A 22,054-nucleotide genomic window follows, 5' to 3' on the forward strand; every position below is an offset into this window, starting at 1 on the left:
GCACGCGGATTTGGTTGGCAGAAGCCGCCCGTACCCCGGGCGGCTTCGCATTTTAATGACCTGGTTTGCAGGCTACTACACAAGAAGGTGAGGCACGGATGGACAAGTTTTGGCTCAAGTCGTATGAGGAAGGCGTACCCGCGGAGATCGACCCGACGCAGTACCGCTCCCTGACGCACCTGCTCGAGGAGGCGTTCCGCAAGTACGCCGACCGCAAGGCCTACGCGTGCATGGGCAAGTCCCTTACCTTCGCCGAACTGGACCGCCTGTCCGCACGCATGGCCGCCTGGCTGCAGGCGCGCGGCCTGAAACCCGGCGCACGCGTGGCCATCATGCTGCCGAACGTGCTGCAATACCCGGTGGCGATGGCCGCCGTGCTGCGCGCCGGCTATGTGATCGTCAACGTCAACCCGCTCTACACGCCGCGCGAGCTGCAACACCAGCTGGTCGATTCGGGCGCCGAAGCCATCGTGGTGCTCGAGAACTTCGCGCACACCTTGGAGCAGGTGATCGCCAACACCCAGGTCAAGCATGTGGTGGTCGGCACCATGGGCGACCTGCTGGGCGGCCTGAAGGGCACGCTGGTCAACCTGGTGGTCCGCAAGGTCAAGAAGATGGTGCCGGCGTATTCGCTGCCGGGCGCAATCGGCTTCAAGCGCATGCTCTCCGACGCTTCAAGCCTGGCAATGAAGCCGGTGGCCATCGGCCACGACGACATCGCCTTCCTGCAGTACACCGGCGGCACCACCGGCGTCTCGAAGGGCGCCGTGCTGCTGCACAAGCACGTGATCGCCAACGTGCTGCAGAACGAAGCCTGGTTCGCCCCGACCCTCAGCAAGATCAAGCCGGGCGAACAGGCGCAGTTCGTGTGCGCGCTGCCGCTGTACCACATCTATGCGCTGACCGTGTGCGCGCTGCTGGGGCTGCGCGTGGGCGGCATGAACCTCCTGATCCCGAACCCGCGCGACATCCCGGGCTTCATCAAGGAGCTCGGCAACTACCGCATCAACATCTTCCCGGCCGTGAACACGCTGTACAACGGCCTGGTGAACAACCCGGAATTCGCAAAGCTCGATTTCTCGGGCCTCCTGGTGTGCCCGGGCGGCGGCATGGCGGTGCAAAAGGCCGTGGCCGATAAATGGCTGGCGCTGACCGGCATCCCGATCGTCGAAGGCTACGGGCTGTCCGAGACTTCGCCGGTGGTCACCGCGAACCGCTGCGACATCACCGACTTCACCGGCACCATCGGCCTGCCGCTGCCATCGACTGAAATCCGCATCCTGGACGAAGCCGGCAACGAAGTCCCGTTCGGCACCGCCGGCGAGATCGGCGTGCGCGGCCCGCAGGTGATGGCCGGCTACTGGCAGCGCGACGACGAAACCGCCAAGGTCATGACAGCTAGCGGCTTCTTCAAGACCGGCGACATCGGCATCATGGACGACAAGGGCTATACCCGCATCGTCGACCGCAAGAAGGACATGATCCTGGTGTCGGGCTTCAACGTCTACCCGAACGAGATCGAAGGCGTGGTGGCTGCCCATCCGGGCGTGCTGGAAGTAGCCTGCGTAGGCGTGCCGGACAAGAATTCCGGCGAAGCGGTGAAGCTGTACATCGTGCGCAAGGATGCCTCGCTGAGCAGCGACGACGTGATCGCCTACTGCAAGGAGCAGTTCACCGGCTACAAGCGTCCGAAGTATGTGGAGTTCCGCGAGACGCTGCCGAAGACGAACGTGGGCAAGATTCTCAGGCGTGAGTTGCGGGATGAGAAGACGTCGGCGTAAGCCGGCACTGTTCTTGTTAACTTGGGTCCCGGCCTTCGCCGGGACGACGGTTCTGAAGCTAACGCAGAGGTAGCATATTCCTGACCGAGCATTCTGCACGTCATCCCGGCGAAGGCGTGAACAATGCCACTGGCATTGATCACGCCAATTCCGCACCGCAGCCCCTAACCCAAGCGCATCGCCCCCGCCATCCCATCATCCACCCGGAACGCCGCCAGCTGCGCGATCGCCGACTTCGCATCGTGCACGTCGTCCAGTCCCATGCAGCGCGCCACCGCCTGTTTCGGCGTGATCTCGAGCAGCAGGTAACCGCGCTTGTCGCTGCGCCCGTACAGCATGTGCGGGTTGTTCTCCATCTGCGCCAGGGTGCGTTCCTGCGGGCGTGAACTCGAGGTCACCGAGGTGCCGACGAATTCGGTCGCCACCACCGGGTTCTGCTTCGACACCGGCCGGGAAAAGTCCGGCCGCAGCGAGGTCGTATAAAAAGTGTGGACGTCCCCGCCGAGCACCAGCGGATTATGGGCGCCATGCTTGACGATGGTCTCGAGCAGGCGCCGGCGCGCGGCCGGATAGCCATCCCAGCCATCGGTCCAGAAGCGGCCATCCTGCGGCGTCAACACCGGCACGCTGCTCGACTGCGCCATGAGCGTCTGCTGCGCCAGGATGTTCCACTTCGCGCGCGAGGTCGCCAGCCCCGACTCCAGCCAGGCTTCCTGATCAAAGCCCAGCATCGTGCGGCGCGGGTCGCGCAGCGCTTCGCAGCCGCGCGCGAACACCGCGTTCGAGCCGCCGCGCGTGGCCGACTTGGCGCACACCTGCGGCGAGCGGTACTGGCGGTCGTCGAGCACGTGGAAGCGCGCCAGCCGTCCCCAGTCGTAGCGCTGGAACAGCGGCACGGCGCCGAAGCCGTCGCGGCGCACTTGCGGGAGCCGCAGCGGCATGTGTTCATAAAAAGCCTGGTAGGCGGCAGCGCGGCGCGCGGCGAAATCCGCGGCCAGTCGCTCATCGCGCAGGGCAGCGTAATCGTTGCCGACCTCGTGGTCGTCCCAGGTCACGATCCAGGGCGCGGTGTGGTGCGCCGCCTGCAGGTCCGGGTCGCTCTTGTACTGCGCATAGCGCTTGCGGTACTCACTCAGCGTGAACGACTCGCTGCTTCGCACAGCGCGCGTGGGGTGGCGCAGCTGGTAGGGCCCCCATTCATAGATATAGTCGCCCAGGAAGACGACCAGGTCCGGCGCGGCTGCCGCGATGTGGCGGTGCGCGGCATAACTGCCGAACTCCCAGTGCTGGCAGGAGGCGACGGCCAGCTTGAGCATGCCCGGCATGCTGTCCCTGGCGGGTGCAGTGCGCGTGCGCCCGACCGGACTGACGGCGCCGCCCAGCATGAAGCGGTACCAATAGGGGCGGTCCGGGGCCAGGCCTTTCACGTCGACGTGGACGCTGTGGGCCAGTTCCGGCGCCGCGGTTGCCGTGCCGCTCGCGACGAGGCTTCGGAAAGCCTCGTCGTTTGCCACTTCCCAGCGCACCGGCATCGCTACCGGCGCCATGGGCTCGGCGCCCAGCGGGTCGCTCAGGATGCGGGTCCACAGGATCACCGAATCAGGCAGCGGCGAGCCCGAGGCGACGCCCAAGCTGAACGGGTAGGGGCCTTTCTTGGCCGAGGCGCAGGCCGCCAACGACACGCTCGACAGCGCAGCCGACAGGCGTGCACTGTCGAGCAGGAAGTGCCGGCGCGTCGGCATGGGGCTCAGTCGCGAGAGATCAGCGAATCGAGCGGCGGCAGCTGGCGCGGCTTGCGGTCCGGGCCGGTGGCGACATAGGTCAGCTGCGCTTCGGTGACTTTCACGACGTCCGCCTGCAGGCGGTTGCGCTCGGCGTAGACCTCGACGCAGACGGTAATCGAGGTATTGCCGACCTTGACGATATTGGCATAGAACGACAGCAGGTCCCCCACGAACACCGGTTGCTTGAACAGGAAGGAATTTACGGCGATGGTGGCCACGCGGCCATTGGCGCGGCGCGTGGCCGGCAGCGAGCCGGCGACGTCGACCTGGGCCATGATCCAGCCGCCGAAAACGTCGCCGTACACGTTGGCGTCGGACGGCGCAGGCATCACGCGCAGTTCCGGCATCTTGCCTTCAGGCAGACGCGTGAGTGGGGCGGCAGGGGGATTTTGTGGCGTGGTCATCTTGTTTTTCCGGTAAAAGCTACAATCGTCACGAATTGAACCATAAATCCAGAAGCCCTGCCATGCGACGCACCCCCGCCAGTTCTGTCCCCCTTCCGCTTGAAACGAAAGGCGTGCCCCGCAACGACTGGGCCACGCTGCGCACGCTCTTCCCCTACCTGTGGGTGTACAAGTGGCGCGTGATGGCCGCGCTCGGCGCGCTGATCGGCGCCAAGCTGGCCAACGTCGGCGTGCCGCTGGTGCTCAAGCAGCTGATCGACCAGCTCGCGATCGACCCTGCCAATCCGAAGGCGCTGCTGGTACTGCCGCTCGGCGCGCTCGTCGCCTACGGCCTGCTGCGGCTGTCGACCACGCTGTTCACCGAGCTGCGCGAATTTTTATTTGCGCGTGTAACGCAGCGTGCCGTGCGGACGATTGCACTGCAAGTGTTCCGCCACCTGCACGCGCTGTCGCTGCGCTTCCACCTGAACCGCCAGACCGGCGGCATGACGCGCGATATCGAGCGCGGCACCCGCGGCGTGAATTCGCTCATTTCCTACTCGCTGTTCAACGTGCTGCCGACCCTGGTGGAGATCACCCTCGTGCTGGGCTACCTGGTGCTGAACTACGACATCTGGTTCACCATCATCACGGCCGTGGCGCTGGTCAGCTATATCGCGTTTACGGTCATCGTGACCGAATGGCGCACCCATTTCCGCCGCACGATGAACGACCTCGATTCGAAAGCCAACACCAAGGCCATCGATTCGCTGATCAATTACGAGACGGTGAAATACTTCGGCAACGAAGACTACGAAGCCAAACGCTACGACCAGGGCCTGCAGAGCTACGAGAACGCGGCGGTACGCTCGCAGACCTCGCTGTCGGTGCTGAACACCGGCCAGTCGCTCATCATCGCCACCGCCGTGACCTTGATCCTGTGGCGTGCGACCGAAGGCGTGATCGCAGGGACGATGACCTTGGGCGACCTGGTGCTGGTCAACTCATTCATGATCCAGCTGTACATCCCGCTGAACTTCCTCGGCGTGATCTACCGCGAGATCAAGCAGAGCCTGGCCGACATGGAGCGCCTGTTCTCGTTGCTCGACCAGAACCGCGAAGTGGCCGACAGCCCGGGTGCGCAGCCTTTGGCGACCGATGCCGTCAAGGGGGCCCGGGTCGAGTTCTCGCACGTGGAATTCAGCTACGAAGCCAAGCGCCAGATCCTGTTCGACGTCGACTTTACCATCCCCGCCGGCACCACGACCGCCGTGGTGGGCCACAGCGGCTCGGGCAAGTCGACCCTGTCACGCCTGCTGTTCCGCTTCTATGACGTGAATGGCGGCTCGATCCGCATCGACGGGCAAGACCTGCGCGCCATCACGCAGGCCTCGCTGCGCGCCGCGATCGGCATCGTGCCGCAAGATACCGTGCTGTTCAACGACAGCATCGAATACAACATCGCCTACGGCAAGCCGGGCGCCTCGCACGAGGATATCGTGGCGGCGGCGCGCGCGGCATCGATCCACGACTTCATCGAAAGCCTGCCGGACGGGTACAAGACCATGGTGGGGGAGCGCGGCCTGAAGCTGTCGGGCGGCGAGAAGCAGCGCGTGGCGATTGCGCGCACGCTGCTCAAGAACCCGGCGATCCTGATTTTCGACGAGGCGACATCGGCGCTCGATTCAAAGGCCGAGCAGGCGATCCAGGCGCAGCTCAAGGAGATTGCAAAAGACCGCACAACCCTGGTCATCGCGCACCGGTTGTCGACCATTGCGGACGCGCAGCAGATCATCGTGCTGGATCACGGGAAGATCGTCGAGCGAGGCACGCATGGCACGCTGCTTGCGGCGCGCGGGCTGTATGCGCAGATGTGGGAGCGGCAGCTGGCGCGGCCGGATGAGGAATTGGCGTCGCCGCCGTTGGAGCTTGCTAAATAGACTGCAGTGATGCTTGAGCCGGTTGAACGCGTGGGCAAGGTAGTTCAGGCCAGTGGCCTGAACTACGAATTGCCCACCCTACGTGCAGCGGCGAATCGTAGGGTGGGCAGATTCTGCCCACGCGTTCAACCATCAGCAGCTCAGACGAGAAATACGTTCAATACGTAGAAAACATCCGCTGAATCTCCTTGGTGCTGCTCGTCTTCGTCAACGCCAGCATCAACAAAATCCGCGCCTTCTGCGGCGACAGGTTATCCCCCGCCACGAAATCGAGCTCGTCATCATTCGCCTCGCCATTGCGCGCCACGATGCCCTGGCCAACCCGGGCCGAACGCACGATGATCACGCCCTTCTTGCGCGCAGCGGACAGCGCAGGACGTACCTTGGCCGGCAGGGAGCCGTTACCGACGCCCGCATGGACCAAGCCCCTGGCGCCTGACGCCACCAGCGCGTCAATCGCCACTGGCCCGACGTTCGCATGCGCATAGGCGACTTCGACCTGCGGCAAGACGGACAGGTTCATCACGTCGAACTCGGTCTCGACCGTGTGGCGGCGGGTTGCGGTGCGATAGAAATAGGGCTTGCCGCCCTGGATATAACCGAGCATGCCCAGTTCCGACGCCTTGAATGTGTCGGTTGTCGTCGTGTTCGACTTTGTGACATCGCGCGCCCCGTTGATCTGGTCGTTCATCGCCACCAGTACGCCGCGTCCGACAGCCTCTTGCGAGCCGGCCAGTTGCACCGCGTTGTACAGGTTGATCGGGCCATCGGCCGACAGCGCGGTCGATGGGCGCATCGAGCCCACCAGCACCACCGGCTTCTTGCTCTTGACGACCAGGTTCAGGAAATATGCAGTTTCTTCCAGCGTGTCGGTGCCGTGCGTGATGACGATGCCGTCGACGTTCGCCTGGCCGAGCAGCACGTTGATGCGCTTCGCCAGGGTCAGCCAGTGCTCGTTGCTCATGTTCTCGCTGGCGATCTGGAACACCTGCTCGCCGCTGACGTTGGCGACCCTGGTGATCTCCGGCACGGCCTGGATCAGCGCCTGCACGCCCACGGTGGCGGCGGTGTAGCCGACCGTCGTGGTGCTGGTCGCCCCCGTGCCGGCGATGGTGCCGCCGGTGGCGAGGATGGTCACGTTCGGCAGCTTGGCTTGTTGCGCCTGCACTGCGCCCGACAGCACGAACAGAAATGCGAACAGCGAAGCTGCCGCGTGCTTGGTCTTCTGGAATTGCATGGTCTCTCCTTACTATTGATCTTGCGCCTTACAGCTTCTTGTAGACGACGCCGTCCTTCATCACGAACTTGACCTGCTCGAGCAGCTTCACGTCGCGCAGCGGGTCGCCGTCGACGGCAATGATGTCGGCCGCGAAGCCGGCTTCGATCGCGCCCAGGCGCTTCGGCTGGTCGAGCAGCTCGGCAGCGTGCAGCGTCGCCGCGCGGATCGATTCCAGCGGCGACATCCCGGCTTCCACCATGTAGCCGAACTCCTTGGCGTTCTCGCCGTGCGGGAACACGCCGGCGTCGGTGCCGAAGGCGATCTTCACGCCGGCCTTGTGCGCACGGGCGAAGGTGGCCTGCAGCTGCGGGCCGATGGCCGCGGCCTTCGGGCGCACCAGCGCCGAGTAGTAATCCGCGATCTTCGCCTTGTCGGCGACGTAGCGGCCGGCCGAGATGGTCGGCACGTACCAGTGGCCGGTCTTCTTGAACAGGGCGATGGTTTCGTCGTCCATCAAGGTGCCGTGCTCGATCGAATCGACGCCGGCGCGCAGCGCGCGCTTCATGCCTTCGGCGCCGTGGGCGTGGGCTGCAACACGGAAGCCGTAGTCCTTGGCGGTGCTGACGATGGCCTTCAGTTCATCTTCGGTGTACTGCGAGTTCTGGCCATTGGCGGCCTGGCTCAGCACCCCGCCGGTGGCGGTGATCTTGATAAGGTCCGCGCCTTCCTTGTAGCGCGCGCGCACGGCCTGGCGGCCCTGTTCCGGGCTGTCGATCACACCGTGTTCCGGTCCTGGGGTGCCGATCTTCTCGCCCAGGAAGTGCGACAGGTTGTTGGTCGGGTCGGCATGGCCGCCGGTGGTGGCGATCGACTTCCCGGCGGTGAACATGCGCGGGCCCGGAATCGAGCCGGCCGCGATCGCGCGCTTGAGCGCAACGTTCAGGCCATCCTGCGCGCCGAGGTCGCGCACCGTGGTGAAGCCGGCCATCAGCGTGCGCTCGGCGTACTTCACCGAGCGGTAGGCCAGGTCGGCCGGGTCGGCGGTGAGGCGGTCGCGATAGGAATCGATTGCCGGCATCGTCTCGCTGGTCAGGTGCACGTGCATGTCGATCAGGCCCGGCAGGCAGGACTGGCGCGACAGGTCGATATTCCCAGCCGCCTGGGCCATCGGACCGACCGACTTGATGACGCCGTTCTCGACCACGATGCTGACGCGCTCGCGCCAGGCGCCGCTCTTCACATCGAGCAGGCGGCCGCAGTCGACCGTCTGGGTCGCGGCCTGGGCTCCGCCCATGGCAAGTAGCAAACCTGCTGCATAAAGCTGTTTCATGTCTCGCTCCTGTTTAGTTTTATAGGTCTTTGTAAAAAAGGCCTTCCATCACTGGAAGGCCTTCGTCTTGCTTTGATCTTGCACGCTGCCGCGCTTAGCGCAGCGGCGCAACGGTAACGTCCTTGACCGGTTCTCCCAGCTCGCCTTCCCACTTGGCGACGACCGCGGTCGCAATGCCGTTGCCGATCACGTTGGTGGCCGAACGGGCCATGTCCAGGAAGTGGTCGATGCCCAGCAGGAGCAGCAGGCCGGCTTCCGGGATGTTGAACTGGGCCAGGGTGGCGGCGATGACGACCAGCGAGGCGCGCGGCACGCCGGCCATGCCTTTCGAGGTCAGCATCAGCACCAGCATCATGGTCATCTGGGTCGCGAGGTCAAGCTCGATGCCGTAGGCCTGGGCGATGAACACCGCCGCGAAGGTGCAGTACATCATCGAGCCGTCGAGGTTGAACGAATAACCGATCGGCAGCACGAAGGCGGCCAGGCGGTTCTTGACGCCGAAGCGCTCCAGGCCTTCCAGGGTTTTCGGGAAGGCGGCTTCCGACGAGGCGGTCGAGAAAGCCAGCAGGGTCGGTTCGCGCAGCTCGGCGACCAGGCGCAGCACGCGCGGGCCGAGGAAGGCCATGCCGATCAGGATCAGCACCACCCACAGCAGCACGATACCGAGGTAGAACTCGGCCATGAAGATGCCGTAGGTCGACAGCACGCCCAGGCCGCTCTTGGCGATGATGCCGGCAACCGCTGCAAACACCGCGATCGGCGCGAAGTTCATGACGTAGCCGGTGACCTTCAGCATGATGTGGGCGACGCCGTCGACCGCGTCGATCAGCGGCGTGGCGCGTGCACCCACCGCTGCGGCGGCGGTGCCGAAGAAGAGCGAGAACACGACGATCTGCAGGATCTCGTTCTTGGCCATGCCGTCCACGATCGACGACGGCACCAGGTGGGTGATGAATTCCTTCAGCGTCAGGCTGCTGGTGACGATGCCCGACGAGGTGCCGACCGGCGGCAGGGCGCCCGACAGCGCCATTGCGTCGCCCGGACGGAACAGGTTCACCAGGATCAGGCCCAGCGACAGCGAGATGACCGATGCGATCACGAACCAGCCCAGCGCCTTGACGCCAATGCGGCCGACTTCCTTGGCATCGCCCATCTTGGCGATACCGACCACCAGGGTCGCGAAGACCAGCGGCGCGATGATCATCTTGATCAGGCGGAGGAACAGCGTCGTTACCAGCGACATCGCATCGGCGAAGCCGGCTGGATTGGCGAGATTGGCGTTGGCGAAGTAACCGACGACGATTCCAAGTGCGAGGCCGATCAGGATATAGACGGTCAGGCGATTTCGATTATTCATAACTGCTTCCTGTGGACCTGTGCAAAACCGGCGGCAACGAGATGGCGCTGTCGCTGGTGGATTTATTGGGGCAATACGCTGGCTTCAGGGAGGAAAACAGCCAGATCGTTCTGTAGAATATGGCAAGTTCCGAAGTATCCTTGGCACTGGAAATGCTGTCAAGCATGCTTACATAACAAGCAAGGGCGCAAGCAACAGCGGGCGCGGGCTTGCAAGACCGGCCTTGCAAAAAGGCGCAAACATGGGCACCGGATGATCGAAATCGAGAACGTCAGCAAGTGGTACGGCAGCTTCCAGGTGCTGCGCGAATGTAGCACGCGGGTCGCGCGTGGCGATGTCGTGGTCGTATGCGGGCCGTCCGGCTCGGGCAAGTCCACCCTGATCAAGACCGTCAACGGGCTCGAACCCTTTCAGGAGGGGAGCGTGCGGGTGGACGGCATCTCGGTCGGCGACCCAAGGACGAAACTGCCGCAGCTGCGCGCGCGCATCGGCATGGTGTTCCAGAACTTCGAATTGTTCCCGCACCTGTCGGTACGCGAAAACCTGACACTTGCCCAGGTCAAGGTGCTCGGCCGCAGCAAGGACGAAGCGCTCGAACGCGGCCTGAAATACCTGGACCGGGTCGGCCTGCTGGCGCACAAGGATAAATTCCCGAGCCAGCTCTCGGGCGGCCAGCAGCAGCGCGTGGCGATCGCGCGTGCGCTGGCGATGGATCCGGTGGCCATGCTGTTCGACGAGCCTACCTCTGCGCTCGATCCCGAGATGATCGGCGAAGTGCTGGACGTGATGGTCGGGCTGGCGCAGGAGGGCATGACGATGATGGTCGTCACGCACGAGATGGGCTTTGCGCGCAAGGTGGCCGACCGCATCGTCTTCATGGACCATGGCAGCATAGTCGAGGACAGCCCCAAGGACGAGTTCTTCACCGCTACCCGCTCCGAACGGGCGCGCGAATTCCTGGCCCGTATTATTCATTAGACAAGCTGCCTGCGAGATCGGGTGGCCGGCGCGCTGTCCGGGCGGCGCTGCGGGTAAAATGTCGGCATCCGAAAATCGAGAGCTGCCATGTCCCCCATCGACACCCCCGACACCATCACCATCGCCCGCCCGGACGACTGGCACCTGCACCTGCGCGACGGCGCAGCGCTGGCCGACGTCTTGCCGCACACTGCGCGCCAGTTCGCACGCGCGATTGTGATGCCGAACCTCAAACCCCCGGTCACCACTACCGCCGCCGCCAGCGCCTACCGCGAGCGCATCCTGGCCGCCCTTCCGCAGGGCATGAGCTTCGAGCCGTTGATGACGCTTTATCTCACCAACAACACCGATCCGGACGAGATCCGCCGCGCGCAGGACAGTGGCTTCATCCACGCGGTCAAGCTCTACCCGGCCGGCGCCACCACCAATTCCGATGGCGGCGTGACCGACCTGCGCAACTGCTACAAGGTGCTGGAAGTCATGCAGGAAGTCGGCATGCCGCTGCTGGTGCATGGCGAAGTGACCGACCACGACATCGACCTGTTCGACCGCGAAGCCGTGTTCATCGAGCGCGTGATGCGCCCGCTGCGCCGCGACATGCCGGTGCTGAAAGTCGTGTTCGAGCACATCACCACCAAGGAAGCGGCCCAGTACGTGGCCGAGGCCGAAGGCCCGATCGCGGCGACCATCACCGCCCACCACCTGCTCTACAACCGCAACGAGATCTTCAAGGGCGGCATCCGCCCGCACTACTACTGCCTGCCGGTGCTCAAGCGCGAAGAACACCGCCTGGCGCTGGTCACCGCCGCCACCAGCGGCGATGAGCGCTTCTTCCTGGGCACCGATTCGGCGCCGCACGCAGTGCACACCAAGTACGCAGCCTGCGGCTGCGCCGGCTGCTACACCGCGCTGCACGCGATGGAGATGTACACCGAAGCCTTCGCCCAGGCCGGTGCGCTCGACAAGCTCGAAGCCTTCGCCAGCCTGAACGGCCCAGGCTTCTACGGCCTGCCGGTCAACGAAGGCAAGCTCACGCTAAGACGCGAATCCTGGACCCTGCCCGAGACCCTGCCGTTCGGCGAGCACCAGCTGGTGCCGCTCAATGCCGGCGAAACCATCAACTGGAAGATGGTGTAAGCCGCAAATGCTGTCGCAGATCGACTGGTCGCACCCGTGGTACGACTCGGTGCGGCCGGCGTTTGCGCGGCTGGCGCTGACGGATAACGCGTTCATCGAGGCCTTCAACTGCAATGCGGCGGCGCTCGGCCTGCGCAACGATAGCGGGCTGCCGCTGCGCTTCGTGCCCCAGGGCGCGCTGCCGGAAGGGACCGCCTACGAGGAATTCATCGGCGCCACCGGCCAGGTCCCCACGCGGGACAACCTGCACGATTTCTTCAACGGGCTGGTATGGCAGACCTTCCCGCTCATCAAGCGCCAGCTCAATGCCCTGCAGGCGGCCCAGATCGCCCAGGCCGGCGTCGGTAAATCGCGTGGCCCGGCGCGCGACGCGGCCACCATCTTCGACGAGAACGCCGCGCTGATGGTCGTCCGCGCAGGCAGCGCCGGACGCGCGCTGGTGGACGAGCTGCGTGCCCACTGCTGGCTCGCCGCCCTGTTCGAAAAGCGCGCCCTGTTCGGGCCCGATGCGCAGGTCTGGCTGTTCGGCCACGCGTTGATGGAAAAGCTGGTGGCGCCGCGCAAGGCGATCACTGCGCATACGCGTGTCATCTTCGTCGGCGATGATTATTTCGCGCTCGGCCATGACGACCAGCGCGCCTGGCTCGATGCCCACGTGGCTGCCCAACTGGCCGGCGAAGGCCTGAGCACCTCGGGCTTCACGCCGCTGCCGGTGCTCGGCGTGCCGGGCTGGTGGCCCGGGCAGGACCAGGACTTTTATCTCGACACCACCGTCTTCCGCCCGAAGCGGACAAGTTAACAAGGAACATCCAATGGTCAACGCAGTACGCTGGGGTATCCTCGGCACCGGCAAGATCGCCCGTGCCTTCGCCACTGCGCTGAAGGACGTACCGGGCGCCGTGCTGGCGGCTGTCGCCTCGCGCAGCCTCGACAAGGCGCAAGCCTTCTCCCATGAATTCGGCGGCGCCTCGGCGTTCGGCTCCTACCAGGAGCTGGCCAATGCCGATGGCGTCGACCTGGTGTATGTCGCCACGCCGCACCCGCAGCATGCGGAAAACGCCTTGATGGTGCTGCGCGCCGGGAAGGGCGTGCTGGTCGAGAAGCCGTTCACGATGAACTTGCGCGAAGCCGAACAGGTGGTCACGCTGGCGCGCACGCGTCGCCTGTTCCTGATGGAGGCGATGTGGACGCGCTACCTGCCGGCCTTCGAGGAGGTGCAGCGCATCATCGCATCGGGCGAAATCGGTGAAGTCAGCCAGGTCGTCGCCGACTTCGGTTTCACCGCCAGCTTCGGCCCGGAGCACCGCGTCTTCAATCCGCAACTCGGCGGCGGCGCGCTGCTCGACCTCGGCATCTATCCGCTGTCGATCGCGGCCGCGCTGCTCGGGCCCGTGGCCGTGGTCAAGGCGCAGGCCGTGATGGGCGCAACAGGCGTGGACGTGCAGACCGGCTTTACGCTCAGGCACGAAGGCGGCGGCATTTCGGTCTGCAGCTGCTCGTTCCAGGCCCGTACACCCTGCGAGCTGACGGTGTCGGGCACGCGCGGCTACGTGCGCATGAACACGATGTTCCACCGCGCGCGCAGCGTGACCGTTACCCTGGAAGACGGCAGCACGCGCACGGTCGACACGCCGTATATCGGCAACGGCTATGTGCACGAAGTGATGGAAGCGCAGCGCTGTTTCCTGAACGGCCTCACCGAAAGCCCGGCCATGCGGCTCGAAGAAACGCTGGCGCTGATGGGCGTGATGGACGAGATCCGGCGCCAGGTCGGGCTGGCCTACAGCGCCGACCGCGGCGGGTAATCTAGGCGCATGGCCACCATGCCGGTCACCCAAGAGCCGCTCATCAATCGTAGGGTGGGCGGGGTAATTTCGGGCAATGCCCTAATGCCTGTCACTTAAGAGTCGCCGGCCGCTGGGCCCGGCGTCTGCATGTTGACATTGCAGCCGGGTGTGCGAATACTGGGCTCACGTTACTCATCCAGTGGAGCCCCCATGCGCATTGTCTCTTCCCTCATCCTCGCTGCCGGCCTGCTGTCCGGCGCTGCCTGTGCCGCGCCTGTCCCCGCAGACAAGCAGTCCTATGTCGGCAACTGGCAGGGCAAGGACATGCAGCTGGCGCTGGCCAAGGACGGCAAGGTCAAGTACAAGCGCGACCAGCCGGGCAAGAAGCTCGATCTCAGTTTGGAACTGCAGGGCTTCAACGGCGACCATTTCGACGTCGGCTGGGGCATCGTGCGCTCCACCTTCATCGTCAGCAAGCCGCCGCACCGCGAAGGCAAGCAGTGGACGATGACCGTCGATGGCGTCGAATTGACCCGGGGAGAATGAGATGAGCCTTGGTCCGGTCACACCGATCTTGCGCATTTTCGATGAAGCCAAGGCGCGCGAGTTCTATGTCGATTTCCTCGGCTTCCAGGTCGACTGGGAGCACCGCTTCGAGCCCGCGCTGCCGCTCTACCTGCAGGTGTCGCGCGACGGCTGCGTGCTGCACTTGACCGAACACCATGGCGACTGCTGCCCCGGCGCGGCGATGCGCATCCAAACCAGCGATGTCGACGCCTACCAGCGCGAACTGATCGCGAAGCAATACGGTTATGCACGCCCCGGCGTCGACGACACGCCCTGGGGTTCACGCGACATGTCGGTCAAGGACCCGTTTGGGAACCGGCTGACGTTTACGAGCGCGATCGGTGCCTGATGGCACCTCTCGACAATAATGACGCGCCGCGCATGACGGAACGCTTCGGATACTCGGTAATTCAATGGTCCGCCGCTTGGGATCCCTCGTTGGCCGATCTGTTGCACTTTGCCCCTGAACTCGTGCTTGAAAAACGGGTTGCTATCGTAGCGTGCGATAGCGGCCCATATCGTCCCTCTACCGATCAACTGTTAGCTGGCTGGACGCTTGCTGGTGCCGTTGCGATCAGCAGTGAAATCGCTCAAGCGGAAGATTTGCCGACACCGGGCTTCGATGAATGGTATGTGTTTGATACCGTTCCGGAGTCGGCGCCGACACGCTGCCATGTGAATCAGTATGATTTCTCGGCGCTTGATGAAGTCGGCGCTATCCAAGGTTTCTGGGACCAGATTATCTGTACACGACCGCTTCATGTATTAGGGGCCGGTACACCGAACATGTTTGTGGTAACGCGTGACACTCACCTTGTCAGCCGCATAAAGGAATTCGTTCTCCCTTCGAGCGCCGACTAGCTGCGCTTGGCACAGTACGCGCGGGTCACACCTTCAGGAATTCCTCGCGCCCGCCCAGCCAACGCGACAAATGCGCATCCACGATCGCCATGTATTCGGGCCGCTCGCTGTCCAGCAGGTACTGCGCCACGTCGCGCGCCTGGTCCACGATCCACTGGTCGGCTTCCAGGTCGGCGAATCGCAGCATGGCTTCGCCCGACTGGCGCGCACCTAAAAATTCGCCGGGACCGCGGATCTCCAGGTCGCGCCGTGCGATCTCGAAGCCGTCGGTGGTTTCGCGCATCGTCAGCAGGCGCTGCTTGGCCACCTGGCCCAGCGGGCTCTGGTACAGAAGCAGGCACACGCTCGCCGCCGAGCCACGTCCGACCCGGCCGCGCAACTGGTGCAGCTGCGACAGGCCGAAGCGCTCGGCATGCTCGATCACCATCAGCGAGGCGTTCGGCACGTCCACACCGACTTCGATGACGGTGGTGGCCACCAGCACGTGGACTTCGCCTGCCGTGAACGCGTCCATGACCGCCTGTTTCTCAAGCGGCTTCATGCGGCCGTGCACCAGCCCCACCTGCAGGTCGGGCAGGGCTTCGGCCAGGGTCTCGTAGGTTTCGGTGGCGGTCTGCAGCTGCAGTACTTCGGATTCCTCGATCAGCGGGCAGACCCAGTAGACCTGGCGGCCTTCCTGCGCGGCCGCATGCACCCGTTCGATCACTTCGTCGCGCCGGTTCTGGTCGATGGCGCGCGTGACGATCGGACTGCGGCCCGGCGGCAGTTCGTCGATCACCGAGACTTCGAGGTCGGCGTAATAGGTCATGGCCAGGGTGCGCGGGATCGGCGTGGCCGACATCATGAGCTGGTGCGGCACCAGGCCGTCGCTGCCCTTGTTGCGCAGCGTGAGGCGCTGGCCGACGCCGAAGCGGTGCTGCTCGTCGACGATCACCAGGCCGAGCTTCGCGAAATTTACCGTGTCCTGGATCAGCGCATGGGTGCCGATCACCAGGTTGGCCTGGCCCGACTCGATGATTTCCTTGGCCGCGTCCTTGTCTTTTTTCTTGAGGCTGCCGGTGAGCCAGGCTACCTTCACGCCGAGCGGCTCCATCCAGGCGGCGATCTTGCGGAAGTGCTGCTCCGCCAAAATCTCGGTAGGTGCCATCAGCGCGGCCTGGTAGCCGCTGTCGATCGCCTGGGCGGCGGCCAGCGCCGAGACCACGGTCTTGCCGCTGCCGACGTCGCCCTGCAGCAGGCGCTGCATCGGGAAGTTCTCAATCAGGTCGGCCCGGATCTCTTTTACTACCCGCTGCTGGGCGCCGGTCAGCTGGAAGGGCAGGGCAGCCAGGAAGGACTCGGACAAGCGTCCGACCGCCCGCAATGTCGGGGCGCCCTTTTCGCGGCGGGCGCGCTGCGCGCGTTTCATGGACAGCTGCTGCGCCAGCAGCTCGTCGAACTTCATGCGGGTCCAGGCCGGATGCGAGCGTTCGGTCAGCGCGTATTCGTCCACGTCCGCCGGCGGATAGTGCAGCAGGCGCACCGAGGGCTCGAAGTCCCACAGCTGCAGGCGCGAGAGAAAGGCGTTGGGCAGGGTGTCGCGCCAGTCGACCCGCTTCATGGCGTCGTTGACCGCGCGCCGCAGGATGGTTTGCGACAGCCCTTCGCCGGACGGATAGACCGGCGTCAGCGAGGTGGGCAGCGGCGCGCCTTCGTTAATCACCTTGTAGGCCGGGTGGACCATCTCGGCCCCAAAAAAGCCGTGTTTGAGTTCGCCGCGCGCGCGGATGCGCACGCCTTCGGCCATCTGCTTGAGCTGGCTGCCGTAGAAATTCATGAAGCGCAGCTGCAGTTCGCCGGTTTCGTCGGCGAGTTGCACCAGCAGCTGGCGGCGCGGCTTGTAGGTGATTTCGTTCTTGACGACGACGCCTTCCACCTGCCAGGTCTGCAGGCCGCGCATGCACGCCTCGCGGATCGTGACCACCTGGGTCTCGTCCTCGTAGCGCATCGGCAGGTGCAGCACCAGGTCCATATCGGTGCGCAGGCCCAGCCGGGCGAGCTTCGATTCGAGTGTTTTTGGAGCGGAAGGGGTCTTTGGGGCGGGCATATCGCGGCATTTTAGCGGTTGCTGGCGTAAAATAGAGGGTTCGCCACGCGCACTGCAGCCTCCGCTGTTACTTATATTGTAAGGCTGTCAGCACCCATTTTCCCAGAATTGACAACAATGTACTCGCTTTCCGATTTCGATTTCGACCTGCCGCCAGAGCGGATCGCGCAATTGCCGCTCCCTGACCGCAGCGCCTCGCGCCTGCTGCAGCTCGATGGCGACCAGATTACGGACCGCCATTTTGCCGACATCCTCGACCAGCTCCAGCCGGGCGACCTGCTGGTGATGAACAATACCCGCGTGCTGAAGGCGCGCTTCTTCGGCGTCAAGGAAACCGGCGGCCAGGTCGAAGTGCTGGTCGAGCGCGTGCTCGACAATCGCACGGTGCTGGCGCAGGTGCGCGCCTCGAAGTCGCCCAAGCCGGGCAACCGCATCCGCCTGGCCGACGCCTTCGACGTGACCACCGGCGAGCGCGCCGGCGAATTCTTCACCCTGCATTTCGAGGGTGACGTGTTCGACCTGATCGAGGCCCACGGCCGCCTGCCGCTGCCGCCGTATATCGAGCACACCGCCGACGAATTCGACGAGCAGCGCTACCAGACCGTGTACTCGAAAGAGCCGGGCGCGGTGGCCGCGCCGACCGCCGGCCTGCATTTTGATGAGCCGCTGCTGGATCGCCTGGCTGCGAAAGGCATTGGGTTCGCGTATGTGACGCTGCACGTGGGCGCCGGCACCTTCCAGCCGGTGCGCGTGGAAGACCTGTCCGCGCACCAGATGCATACCGAGTGGTACACGATTCCGCAAGAGACAGTGGACGCGGTACGCGCAGCAAAAGCTGCTGGCCGCGACGTGGTGGCGGTGGGCACCACTTCCCTGCGCGCGCTCGAATCGGGCTCGCAATCGGGCGAGCTGGTGGCCGGCAGCGCCGACACCGCGCTGTTCATCACGCCGGGCTACATGTTCAAGACCGTCACGCGTTTAGTGACCAACTTCCACCTGCCGAAGTCGACGCTGCTGATGCTGGTGTCGGCCTTTGCCGGCTACGAGGCGATCCGCAAGGCCTACCAGCACGCGATCGCCAACGAATACCGCTTCTTCAGCTATGGCGATGCCATGCTGCTGACCACAGAATCACGCTAAATAGATACCGATGCTCGAATTTACCCTGCTTAAAAAAGACACCAGCGGCCTGTCGCATGCGCGCCGCGGCCGCCTGAAGCTTAACCATGGCACCATCGAAACCCCGATCTTCATGCCGGTCGGGACCTACGGCTCGGTCAAGGCGATGGACCCGACCGAGCTGAAGGACGTGGGCTCGCAGATCATCCTCGGCAATACCTTCCACCTGTGGCTGCGCCCGGGCACCAAGGTGCTGGACAAGTTCGGCGGCCTGCACAAGTTCATGGGCTGGGATGGCCCGATCCTGACCGACTCGGGCGGCTTCCAGGTGTTTTCGCTGGGTGCGATGCGCAAGATCACGGAAGAGGGCGTGAAGTTCGCCTCGCCGATCGACGGCTCGCGCCTGTTCCTGTCGCCGGAAATCTCGATGCAGATCCAGCGCTCGCTGAACTCGGACATCGTGATGCAGTTCGACGAATGCACCCCCTACGAGATCGACGGCCGTCCGGCCACCAGCGAAGAAGCGGCCAAGTCGATGCGCATGTCGCTGCGCTGGGCCCAGCGCTCGATGAACGAATTCAAGGGCGGCGAAAACCCGAACGCGCTGTTCGGCATTGTCCAGGGCGGCATGTACGAGAACCTGCGCGACGAATCGCTGGCCGGCCTGGAAGACATCGACTTCCCGGGCCTGGCGATCGGTGGCCTGTCGGTGGGCGAGCCGAAGGAAGACATGAAGCGCATCCTGGCCCACGTCGGCCCGCGCCTGCCTGAAAACAAGCCGCACTACCTGATGGGCGTGGGCACGCCGGAAGACCTGGTCGACGGCGTGGCCAACGGCGTCGACATGTTCGACTGCGTCATGCCGACCCGGAATGCCCGCAACGGCTGGCTGTTCACCCGCTTCGGCGACGTCAAGATCAAGAACGCACGCTACAAGGAAGACACGGCGCCGCTGGACGAATCCTGCGACTGCTACTGCTGCAAGAACTTCACGCGCGCCTATTTGCACCACCTGCACCGCTCGAACGAGATTTTGGGGGCGCGGCTGAATACGATCCACAACCTGCACTATTACCTGAAGCTGATGCAGGAGATGCGGGATGCGATCGATGTGGATGGGTTCAATGAGTTCCGGATCCGGTTTGCAGCGGATCGGGGGCGTGGGGTTTAACGTAGGGTGGGCGGGGTAATTTCGGGCAATGCCCGGAATTACGAACGCCCGCGCGGTGATAGTTAACGTTCGAGCAAGCGCGCGGGCGTCATTGCCGCAATTTGAACGCGTGGGCAGAATCTGCCCACCCTTCGAGCCTCGTCGTCTCCTAAATTTCCGGCAACATCTTGCAATTAAGAATTGCGAACCTACCTAACTCCAGATTGGTCCGCGCCGCATCGCCGGTGCTAGAATACACCGCTTATTTTTTTAATCTCACCATCGGAGTTCTTGTGTTCATTTCCAACGCGTACGCGCAAACCACGGCCGCAGCTGATCCAGGCATCATGGGTAGCCTGACCACTTTCCTGCCGCTGATCCTGATGTTCGTGGTCATGTACTTCCTGATGATCCGCCCGCAGCAGAAGCGCCAGCGTGAAGCGAAGTCGATGATGGATGCACTGGCCAAGGGCGACGAAGTGGCGACCGCAGGCGGCATCCTCGGCCGTGTGACCAAGGTAGCCGACACCTATGTGACGATCGAAGTCGCCACCGGCACCGAAATCGTGGTCCAGAAGAATGCAGTGACGACCCTGCTGCCAAAAGGCACCCTGAAGGCCCTGTAAGCACCATTTGCGGCCCTCCGGGGCCGTTCCGTGCTCAACACCGAACGCTGGAACACTATGAATCGCTATCCCGTCTGGAAATATCTACTGATTGCCGTCGCGCTCCTGCTGGGCGCGCTGTACACGGCGCCGAACTATTTCGGCGAATCGCCGGCGTTGCAGGTCACTACCGGCAAATCGACGGTCAATGTCACCAGCGCCACGACTGGCCTGGTTGCGGATGCACTCAAGCGCGCCGGCGTTCCCGCCACCGCGGTCAGCCTTGAAGGCACCGGCAACAGCACCTCGGTGCGTGCCCGTTTCGCCAGCACCGACGCCCAGTTCAAGGCCAAGCTTGCGCTCGAGCGCGACCTGAACCGCGACCAGGAAGACCCCGACTACATCGTCACCGTCAACCTCGTCAAGAACACCCCAGCCTGGATGCAGACCATCGGTGCACAGCCGATGAACCTGGGCCTGGACCTGCGCGGCGGCGTCCACTTCCTGCTGCAGGTCGATGGCAAGGCCGTGCTCGAGACCAAGGTCAAGGGCATCCAGGCCAGCGTGCGCAGCCAGCTGCGCGACAAGAACATCCGCCACGCCGGCATCGACCGCGCCGGCAATACCGTGGAAGTGCGCTTCCGCGACGCCGCCACCCGCACAGCCGCCCGCAATGCACTGGCCACGGGCATGCCCGACCTGGCCTTCACCGAGACCGCCGACGGCACCGACCTGAAGCTGATCGTGACCCTGAAGCCGGACGCGCTCAAGCGCACCGTCGAAGACGGCGTGAAGCAGAACATCGCGACCCTGTCCAAGCGTATCAATGAACTGGGCACCACCGAACCACTGATCCAGCAGCAGGGCGCGGACCGCATCATCGTCCAGCTGCCGGGCGTGCAGGACGTGGCGCGCGCCAAGGACATCATCGGCCGCACCGCCACCCTCGAACTGCGCATGGTCGACAACAGCGTCACCCCGGGCACCGAACAGACCGCCGCCATTCCGCTGAACTCGGAGCTGTTCCTCGAGGGCCGCGGCGCGCCGGTCGTGGTGTCGAAAGACATCGTGCTGTCGGGCGAATCGATCTCGAGCGCCGTCGCCAGCTTCGACTCGAATCAGCAGCCGGCCGTCTCGCTCGACCTGAACGGCGACGGCGGCCGCCGCATGCGCCAGACCAGCCGCGACAACATCGGCAAGCGCATGGCGATCCTGCTGAAGGAAAAGGGCAAGTACAGCGTGCTGTCGGCCCCGGTCATCCAGAGCGAATTCGGTTCAACCTTCCAGATCACCAACATGGGCACCTCGGAAGACGCGAACGAACTGGCGCTGCTGCTGCGCTCGGGCGCACTGTCGGCGCCGATGGAATTCATCGAAGAACGCGTGATCGGCCCGCAGCTGGGCGCCGAGAACATCGAGCGCGGCCTGTATTCGACCGTCTGGGGCTTCGTGGCGATCGCCATCTTCATGATCCTGTACTACCACCTGGTGGGCTTCTTCAGCGCACTGGCGCTGGCGGCCAACGTGCTGTTCCTGCTGGCCTTGCTGTCGATGATGCAGATCACCCTGACCCTGCCGGGTATCGCGGCAATCGCGCTGGCGCTGGGTATGGCAATTGACGCCAACGTGCTGATCAACGAACGTATCCGCGAGGAGCTGCGCGGCGGCGCCGCGCCGCAGGCAGCGATCACCGCCGGCTTCAAGCATGCCTGGGACACGATTTTCGACTCCAACGTCACCACGCTGATCGTCGGCCTGGCGCTGCTGGTGTTCGGTTCGGGCGCGATTCGCGGCTTCGCGGTGGTGCACTGCCTGGGCATCCTGACCTCGATGTTCTCGGCCGTGTTCGTGGCCCGTGGCCTCATCAACCTCTGGTATGGCCGCAAGAAGAAACTGACCCACATCTCGATCGGTACGGTCTGGAAAGACGGTTTCACGCCTAACAAGCAAAACGCTACTCAGGAATAACG

19 protein-coding genes are annotated in these 22,054 nt (G+C 64.2%); 13 read left to right on the top strand and 6 right to left on the bottom strand.

The genetic code is table 11. The annotated features are described in order from the left end of the window. Nucleotides 1-98 precede the first annotated feature (98 nt). Complete coding sequence (locus tag HGB41_RS21910) at nt 99-1,781, top strand: long-chain-fatty-acid--CoA ligase (protein WP_171088434.1); 1,683 nt, start codon at nt 99-101, stop codon at nt 1,779-1,781. Between the two features lie 164 nt (nt 1,782-1,945). On the opposite strand, the gene HGB41_RS21915 is transcribed toward HGB41_RS21910, so the two are convergent. Continuing rightward, nucleotides 1,946-3,523, bottom strand: a complete 1,578-nt coding sequence (locus HGB41_RS21915) for an alkaline phosphatase D family protein (RefSeq protein ID WP_171088435.1) — start codon at nt 3,521-3,523, stop codon at nt 1,946-1,948. Nucleotides 3,524-3,528: 5 nt separating this feature from the next. Beyond that, complete coding sequence (locus HGB41_RS21920; protein ID WP_371868572.1) at nt 3,529-3,969, bottom strand: acyl-CoA thioesterase; 441 nt, start codon at nt 3,967-3,969, stop codon at nt 3,529-3,531. 62 nt (nt 3,970-4,031) lie between these two features. Between HGB41_RS21920 and HGB41_RS21925 the strand changes: the two genes are divergently transcribed. Continuing rightward, nucleotides 4,032-5,888 (top strand): ABCB family ABC transporter ATP-binding protein/permease, encoded by a 1,857-nt coding sequence (locus HGB41_RS21925; RefSeq protein WP_171088436.1) that lies wholly within the window; start codon nt 4,032-4,034, stop codon nt 5,886-5,888. Nucleotides 5,889-6,045: 157 nt separating this feature from the next. Here the strand turns inward: HGB41_RS21925 and HGB41_RS21930 are convergent, their stop codons facing one another. From HGB41_RS21930 to HGB41_RS21940, 3 genes are all read right to left on the bottom strand, one after another. Next, entirely contained in the window at nt 6,046-7,125 is a 1,080-nt protein-coding gene (locus tag HGB41_RS21930) for a type II asparaginase (RefSeq protein WP_171088437.1), read from the bottom strand. 28 nt (nt 7,126-7,153) lie between these two features. After that, a complete protein-coding gene (locus HGB41_RS21935; RefSeq protein ID WP_171088438.1) occupies nt 7,154-8,437 on the bottom strand; it encodes a metal-dependent hydrolase family protein in 1,284 nt (427 codons plus the stop codon). A 94-nt stretch (nt 8,438-8,531) separates the two neighbouring features. Beyond that, complete coding sequence (locus tag HGB41_RS21940; RefSeq protein WP_171088439.1) at nt 8,532-9,794, bottom strand: dicarboxylate/amino acid:cation symporter; 1,263 nt, start codon at nt 9,792-9,794, stop codon at nt 8,532-8,534. Between the two features lie 252 nt (nt 9,795-10,046). Here HGB41_RS21940 and HGB41_RS21945 point away from each other — a divergent pair, with 252 nt between their 5' ends. From HGB41_RS21945 to HGB41_RS21975, 7 genes are all read left to right on the top strand, one after another. Continuing rightward, nucleotides 10,047-10,772: an amino acid ABC transporter ATP-binding protein gene (locus HGB41_RS21945; RefSeq protein ID WP_171088440.1), complete on the top strand. Its 726-nt coding sequence runs from the start codon at nt 10,047-10,049 to the stop codon at nt 10,770-10,772. A gap of 87 nt (nt 10,773-10,859) precedes the next feature. Further along, entirely contained in the window at nt 10,860-11,909 is a 1,050-nt protein-coding gene (pyrC, locus tag HGB41_RS21950; protein WP_171088441.1) for a dihydroorotase, read from the top strand. A 7-nt stretch (nt 11,910-11,916) separates the two neighbouring features. Beyond that, nucleotides 11,917-12,708 carry a DUF3025 domain-containing protein gene (locus HGB41_RS21955; RefSeq protein ID WP_171088442.1) on the top strand — a complete coding sequence of 264 codons (792 nt, stop codon included), beginning with the start codon at nt 11,917-11,919 and terminating at the stop codon, nt 12,706-12,708. Between the two features lie 13 nt (nt 12,709-12,721). Beyond that, nucleotides 12,722-13,714 carry a Gfo/Idh/MocA family protein gene (locus tag HGB41_RS21960; protein ID WP_171088443.1) on the top strand — a complete coding sequence of 331 codons (993 nt, stop codon included), beginning with the start codon at nt 12,722-12,724 and terminating at the stop codon, nt 13,712-13,714. Between the two features lie 192 nt (nt 13,715-13,906). Further along, nucleotides 13,907-14,242 (top strand): hypothetical protein, encoded by a 336-nt coding sequence (locus tag HGB41_RS21965; RefSeq protein WP_171088444.1) that lies wholly within the window; start codon nt 13,907-13,909, stop codon nt 14,240-14,242. Between the two features lies 1 nt (nt 14,243). Further along, nucleotides 14,244-14,612, top strand: a complete 369-nt coding sequence (locus HGB41_RS21970) for a glyoxalase superfamily protein (RefSeq protein WP_171088445.1) — start codon at nt 14,244-14,246, stop codon at nt 14,610-14,612. Further along, nucleotides 14,612-15,124, top strand: a complete 513-nt coding sequence (locus HGB41_RS21975; protein WP_229423170.1) for a hypothetical protein — start codon at nt 14,612-14,614, stop codon at nt 15,122-15,124. Before HGB41_RS21970 ends, HGB41_RS21975 begins: the two co-directional genes overlap by 1 nt. 25 nt (nt 15,125-15,149) lie before the next feature. Here HGB41_RS21975 and recG read toward each other — a convergent pair whose 3' ends face one another. Continuing rightward, nucleotides 15,150-17,210: an ATP-dependent DNA helicase RecG gene (gene recG, locus HGB41_RS21980; RefSeq protein ID WP_171088446.1), complete on the bottom strand. Its 2,061-nt coding sequence runs from the start codon at nt 17,208-17,210 to the stop codon at nt 15,150-15,152. 117 nt (nt 17,211-17,327) lie between these two features. On the opposite strand from recG, the gene queA reads away from it, so the two are divergent. The 4 genes from queA to secD all read left to right on the top strand — a co-directional run bounded on the left by queA (nt 17,328) and on the right by secD (nt 22,052). Next, complete coding sequence (queA, locus tag HGB41_RS21985; protein WP_171088447.1) at nt 17,328-18,350, top strand: tRNA preQ1(34) S-adenosylmethionine ribosyltransferase-isomerase QueA; 1,023 nt, start codon at nt 17,328-17,330, stop codon at nt 18,348-18,350. 10 nt (nt 18,351-18,360) lie between these two features. Beyond that, complete coding sequence (gene tgt / locus HGB41_RS21990; RefSeq protein ID WP_171088448.1) at nt 18,361-19,500, top strand: tRNA guanosine(34) transglycosylase Tgt; 1,140 nt, start codon at nt 18,361-18,363, stop codon at nt 19,498-19,500. A 326-nt stretch (nt 19,501-19,826) separates the two neighbouring features. Then, nucleotides 19,827-20,105 (top strand): preprotein translocase subunit YajC, encoded by a 279-nt coding sequence (gene yajC / locus HGB41_RS21995; RefSeq protein WP_229423171.1) that lies wholly within the window; start codon nt 19,827-19,829, stop codon nt 20,103-20,105. Nucleotides 20,106-20,162: 57 nt separating this feature from the next. After that, the gene (gene secD / locus HGB41_RS22000) at nt 20,163-22,052 is read left to right on the top strand and encodes a protein translocase subunit SecD (RefSeq protein WP_171088450.1); all 1,890 of its coding nucleotides are present in this window, start codon (nt 20,163-20,165) and stop codon (nt 22,050-22,052) included. Nucleotides 22,053-22,054 lie beyond the last annotated feature (2 nt).

It is taken from the genome of Telluria aromaticivorans (assembly GCF_013003915.1).
In the GTDB taxonomy this organism is placed as follows: Bacteria; Pseudomonadota; Gammaproteobacteria; order Burkholderiales; family Burkholderiaceae_D; genus Telluria; species Telluria aromaticivorans.

Bases quoted from the DNA above. Each gene is read 5' to 3' on its own strand.
- HGB41_RS21965 (WP_171088444.1), top strand. From the start codon at position 13,907: ATGCGCATTGTCTCTTCCCTCATCCTCGCTGCCGGCCTGCTGTCCGGC.
- HGB41_RS21970 (WP_171088445.1), top strand. From the start codon at position 14,244: ATGAGCCTTGGTCCGGTCACACCGATCTTGCGCATTTTCGATGAAGCC.
- tgt (WP_171088448.1), top strand. From the start codon at position 18,361: ATGCTCGAATTTACCCTGCTTAAAAAAGACACCAGCGGCCTGTCGCAT.
- HGB41_RS21925 (WP_171088436.1), top strand. From the start codon at position 4,032: ATGCGACGCACCCCCGCCAGTTCTGTCCCCCTTCCGCTTGAAACGAAA.
- yajC (WP_229423171.1), top strand. From the start codon at position 19,827: ATGGGTAGCCTGACCACTTTCCTGCCGCTGATCCTGATGTTCGTGGTC.
- HGB41_RS21945 (WP_171088440.1), top strand. From the start codon at position 10,047: ATGATCGAAATCGAGAACGTCAGCAAGTGGTACGGCAGCTTCCAGGTG.
- HGB41_RS21975 (WP_229423170.1), top strand. From the start codon at position 14,612: ATGGCACCTCTCGACAATAATGACGCGCCGCGCATGACGGAACGCTTC.
- queA (WP_171088447.1), top strand. From the start codon at position 17,328: ATGTACTCGCTTTCCGATTTCGATTTCGACCTGCCGCCAGAGCGGATC.
- recG (WP_171088446.1), bottom strand. From the start codon at position 17,210: ATGCCCGCCCCAAAGACCCCTTCCGCTCCAAAAACACTCGAATCGAAG.
- secD (WP_171088450.1), top strand. From the start codon at position 20,163: ATGAATCGCTATCCCGTCTGGAAATATCTACTGATTGCCGTCGCGCTC.
- HGB41_RS21915 (WP_171088435.1), bottom strand. From the start codon at position 3,523: ATGCCGACGCGCCGGCACTTCCTGCTCGACAGTGCACGCCTGTCGGCT.
- pyrC (WP_171088441.1), top strand. From the start codon at position 10,860: ATGTCCCCCATCGACACCCCCGACACCATCACCATCGCCCGCCCGGAC.
- HGB41_RS21960 (WP_171088443.1), top strand. From the start codon at position 12,722: ATGGTCAACGCAGTACGCTGGGGTATCCTCGGCACCGGCAAGATCGCC.
- HGB41_RS21910 (WP_171088434.1), top strand. From the start codon at position 99: ATGGACAAGTTTTGGCTCAAGTCGTATGAGGAAGGCGTACCCGCGGAG.
- HGB41_RS21940 (WP_171088439.1), bottom strand. From the start codon at position 9,794: ATGAATAATCGAAATCGCCTGACCGTCTATATCCTGATCGGCCTCGCA.
- HGB41_RS21930 (WP_171088437.1), bottom strand. From the start codon at position 7,125: ATGCAATTCCAGAAGACCAAGCACGCGGCAGCTTCGCTGTTCGCATTT.
- HGB41_RS21920 (WP_371868572.1), bottom strand. From the start codon at position 3,969: ATGACCACGCCACAAAATCCCCCTGCCGCCCCACTCACGCGTCTGCCT.
- HGB41_RS21955 (WP_171088442.1), top strand. From the start codon at position 11,917: ATGCTGTCGCAGATCGACTGGTCGCACCCGTGGTACGACTCGGTGCGG.
- HGB41_RS21935 (WP_171088438.1), bottom strand. From the start codon at position 8,437: ATGAAACAGCTTTATGCAGCAGGTTTGCTACTTGCCATGGGCGGAGCC.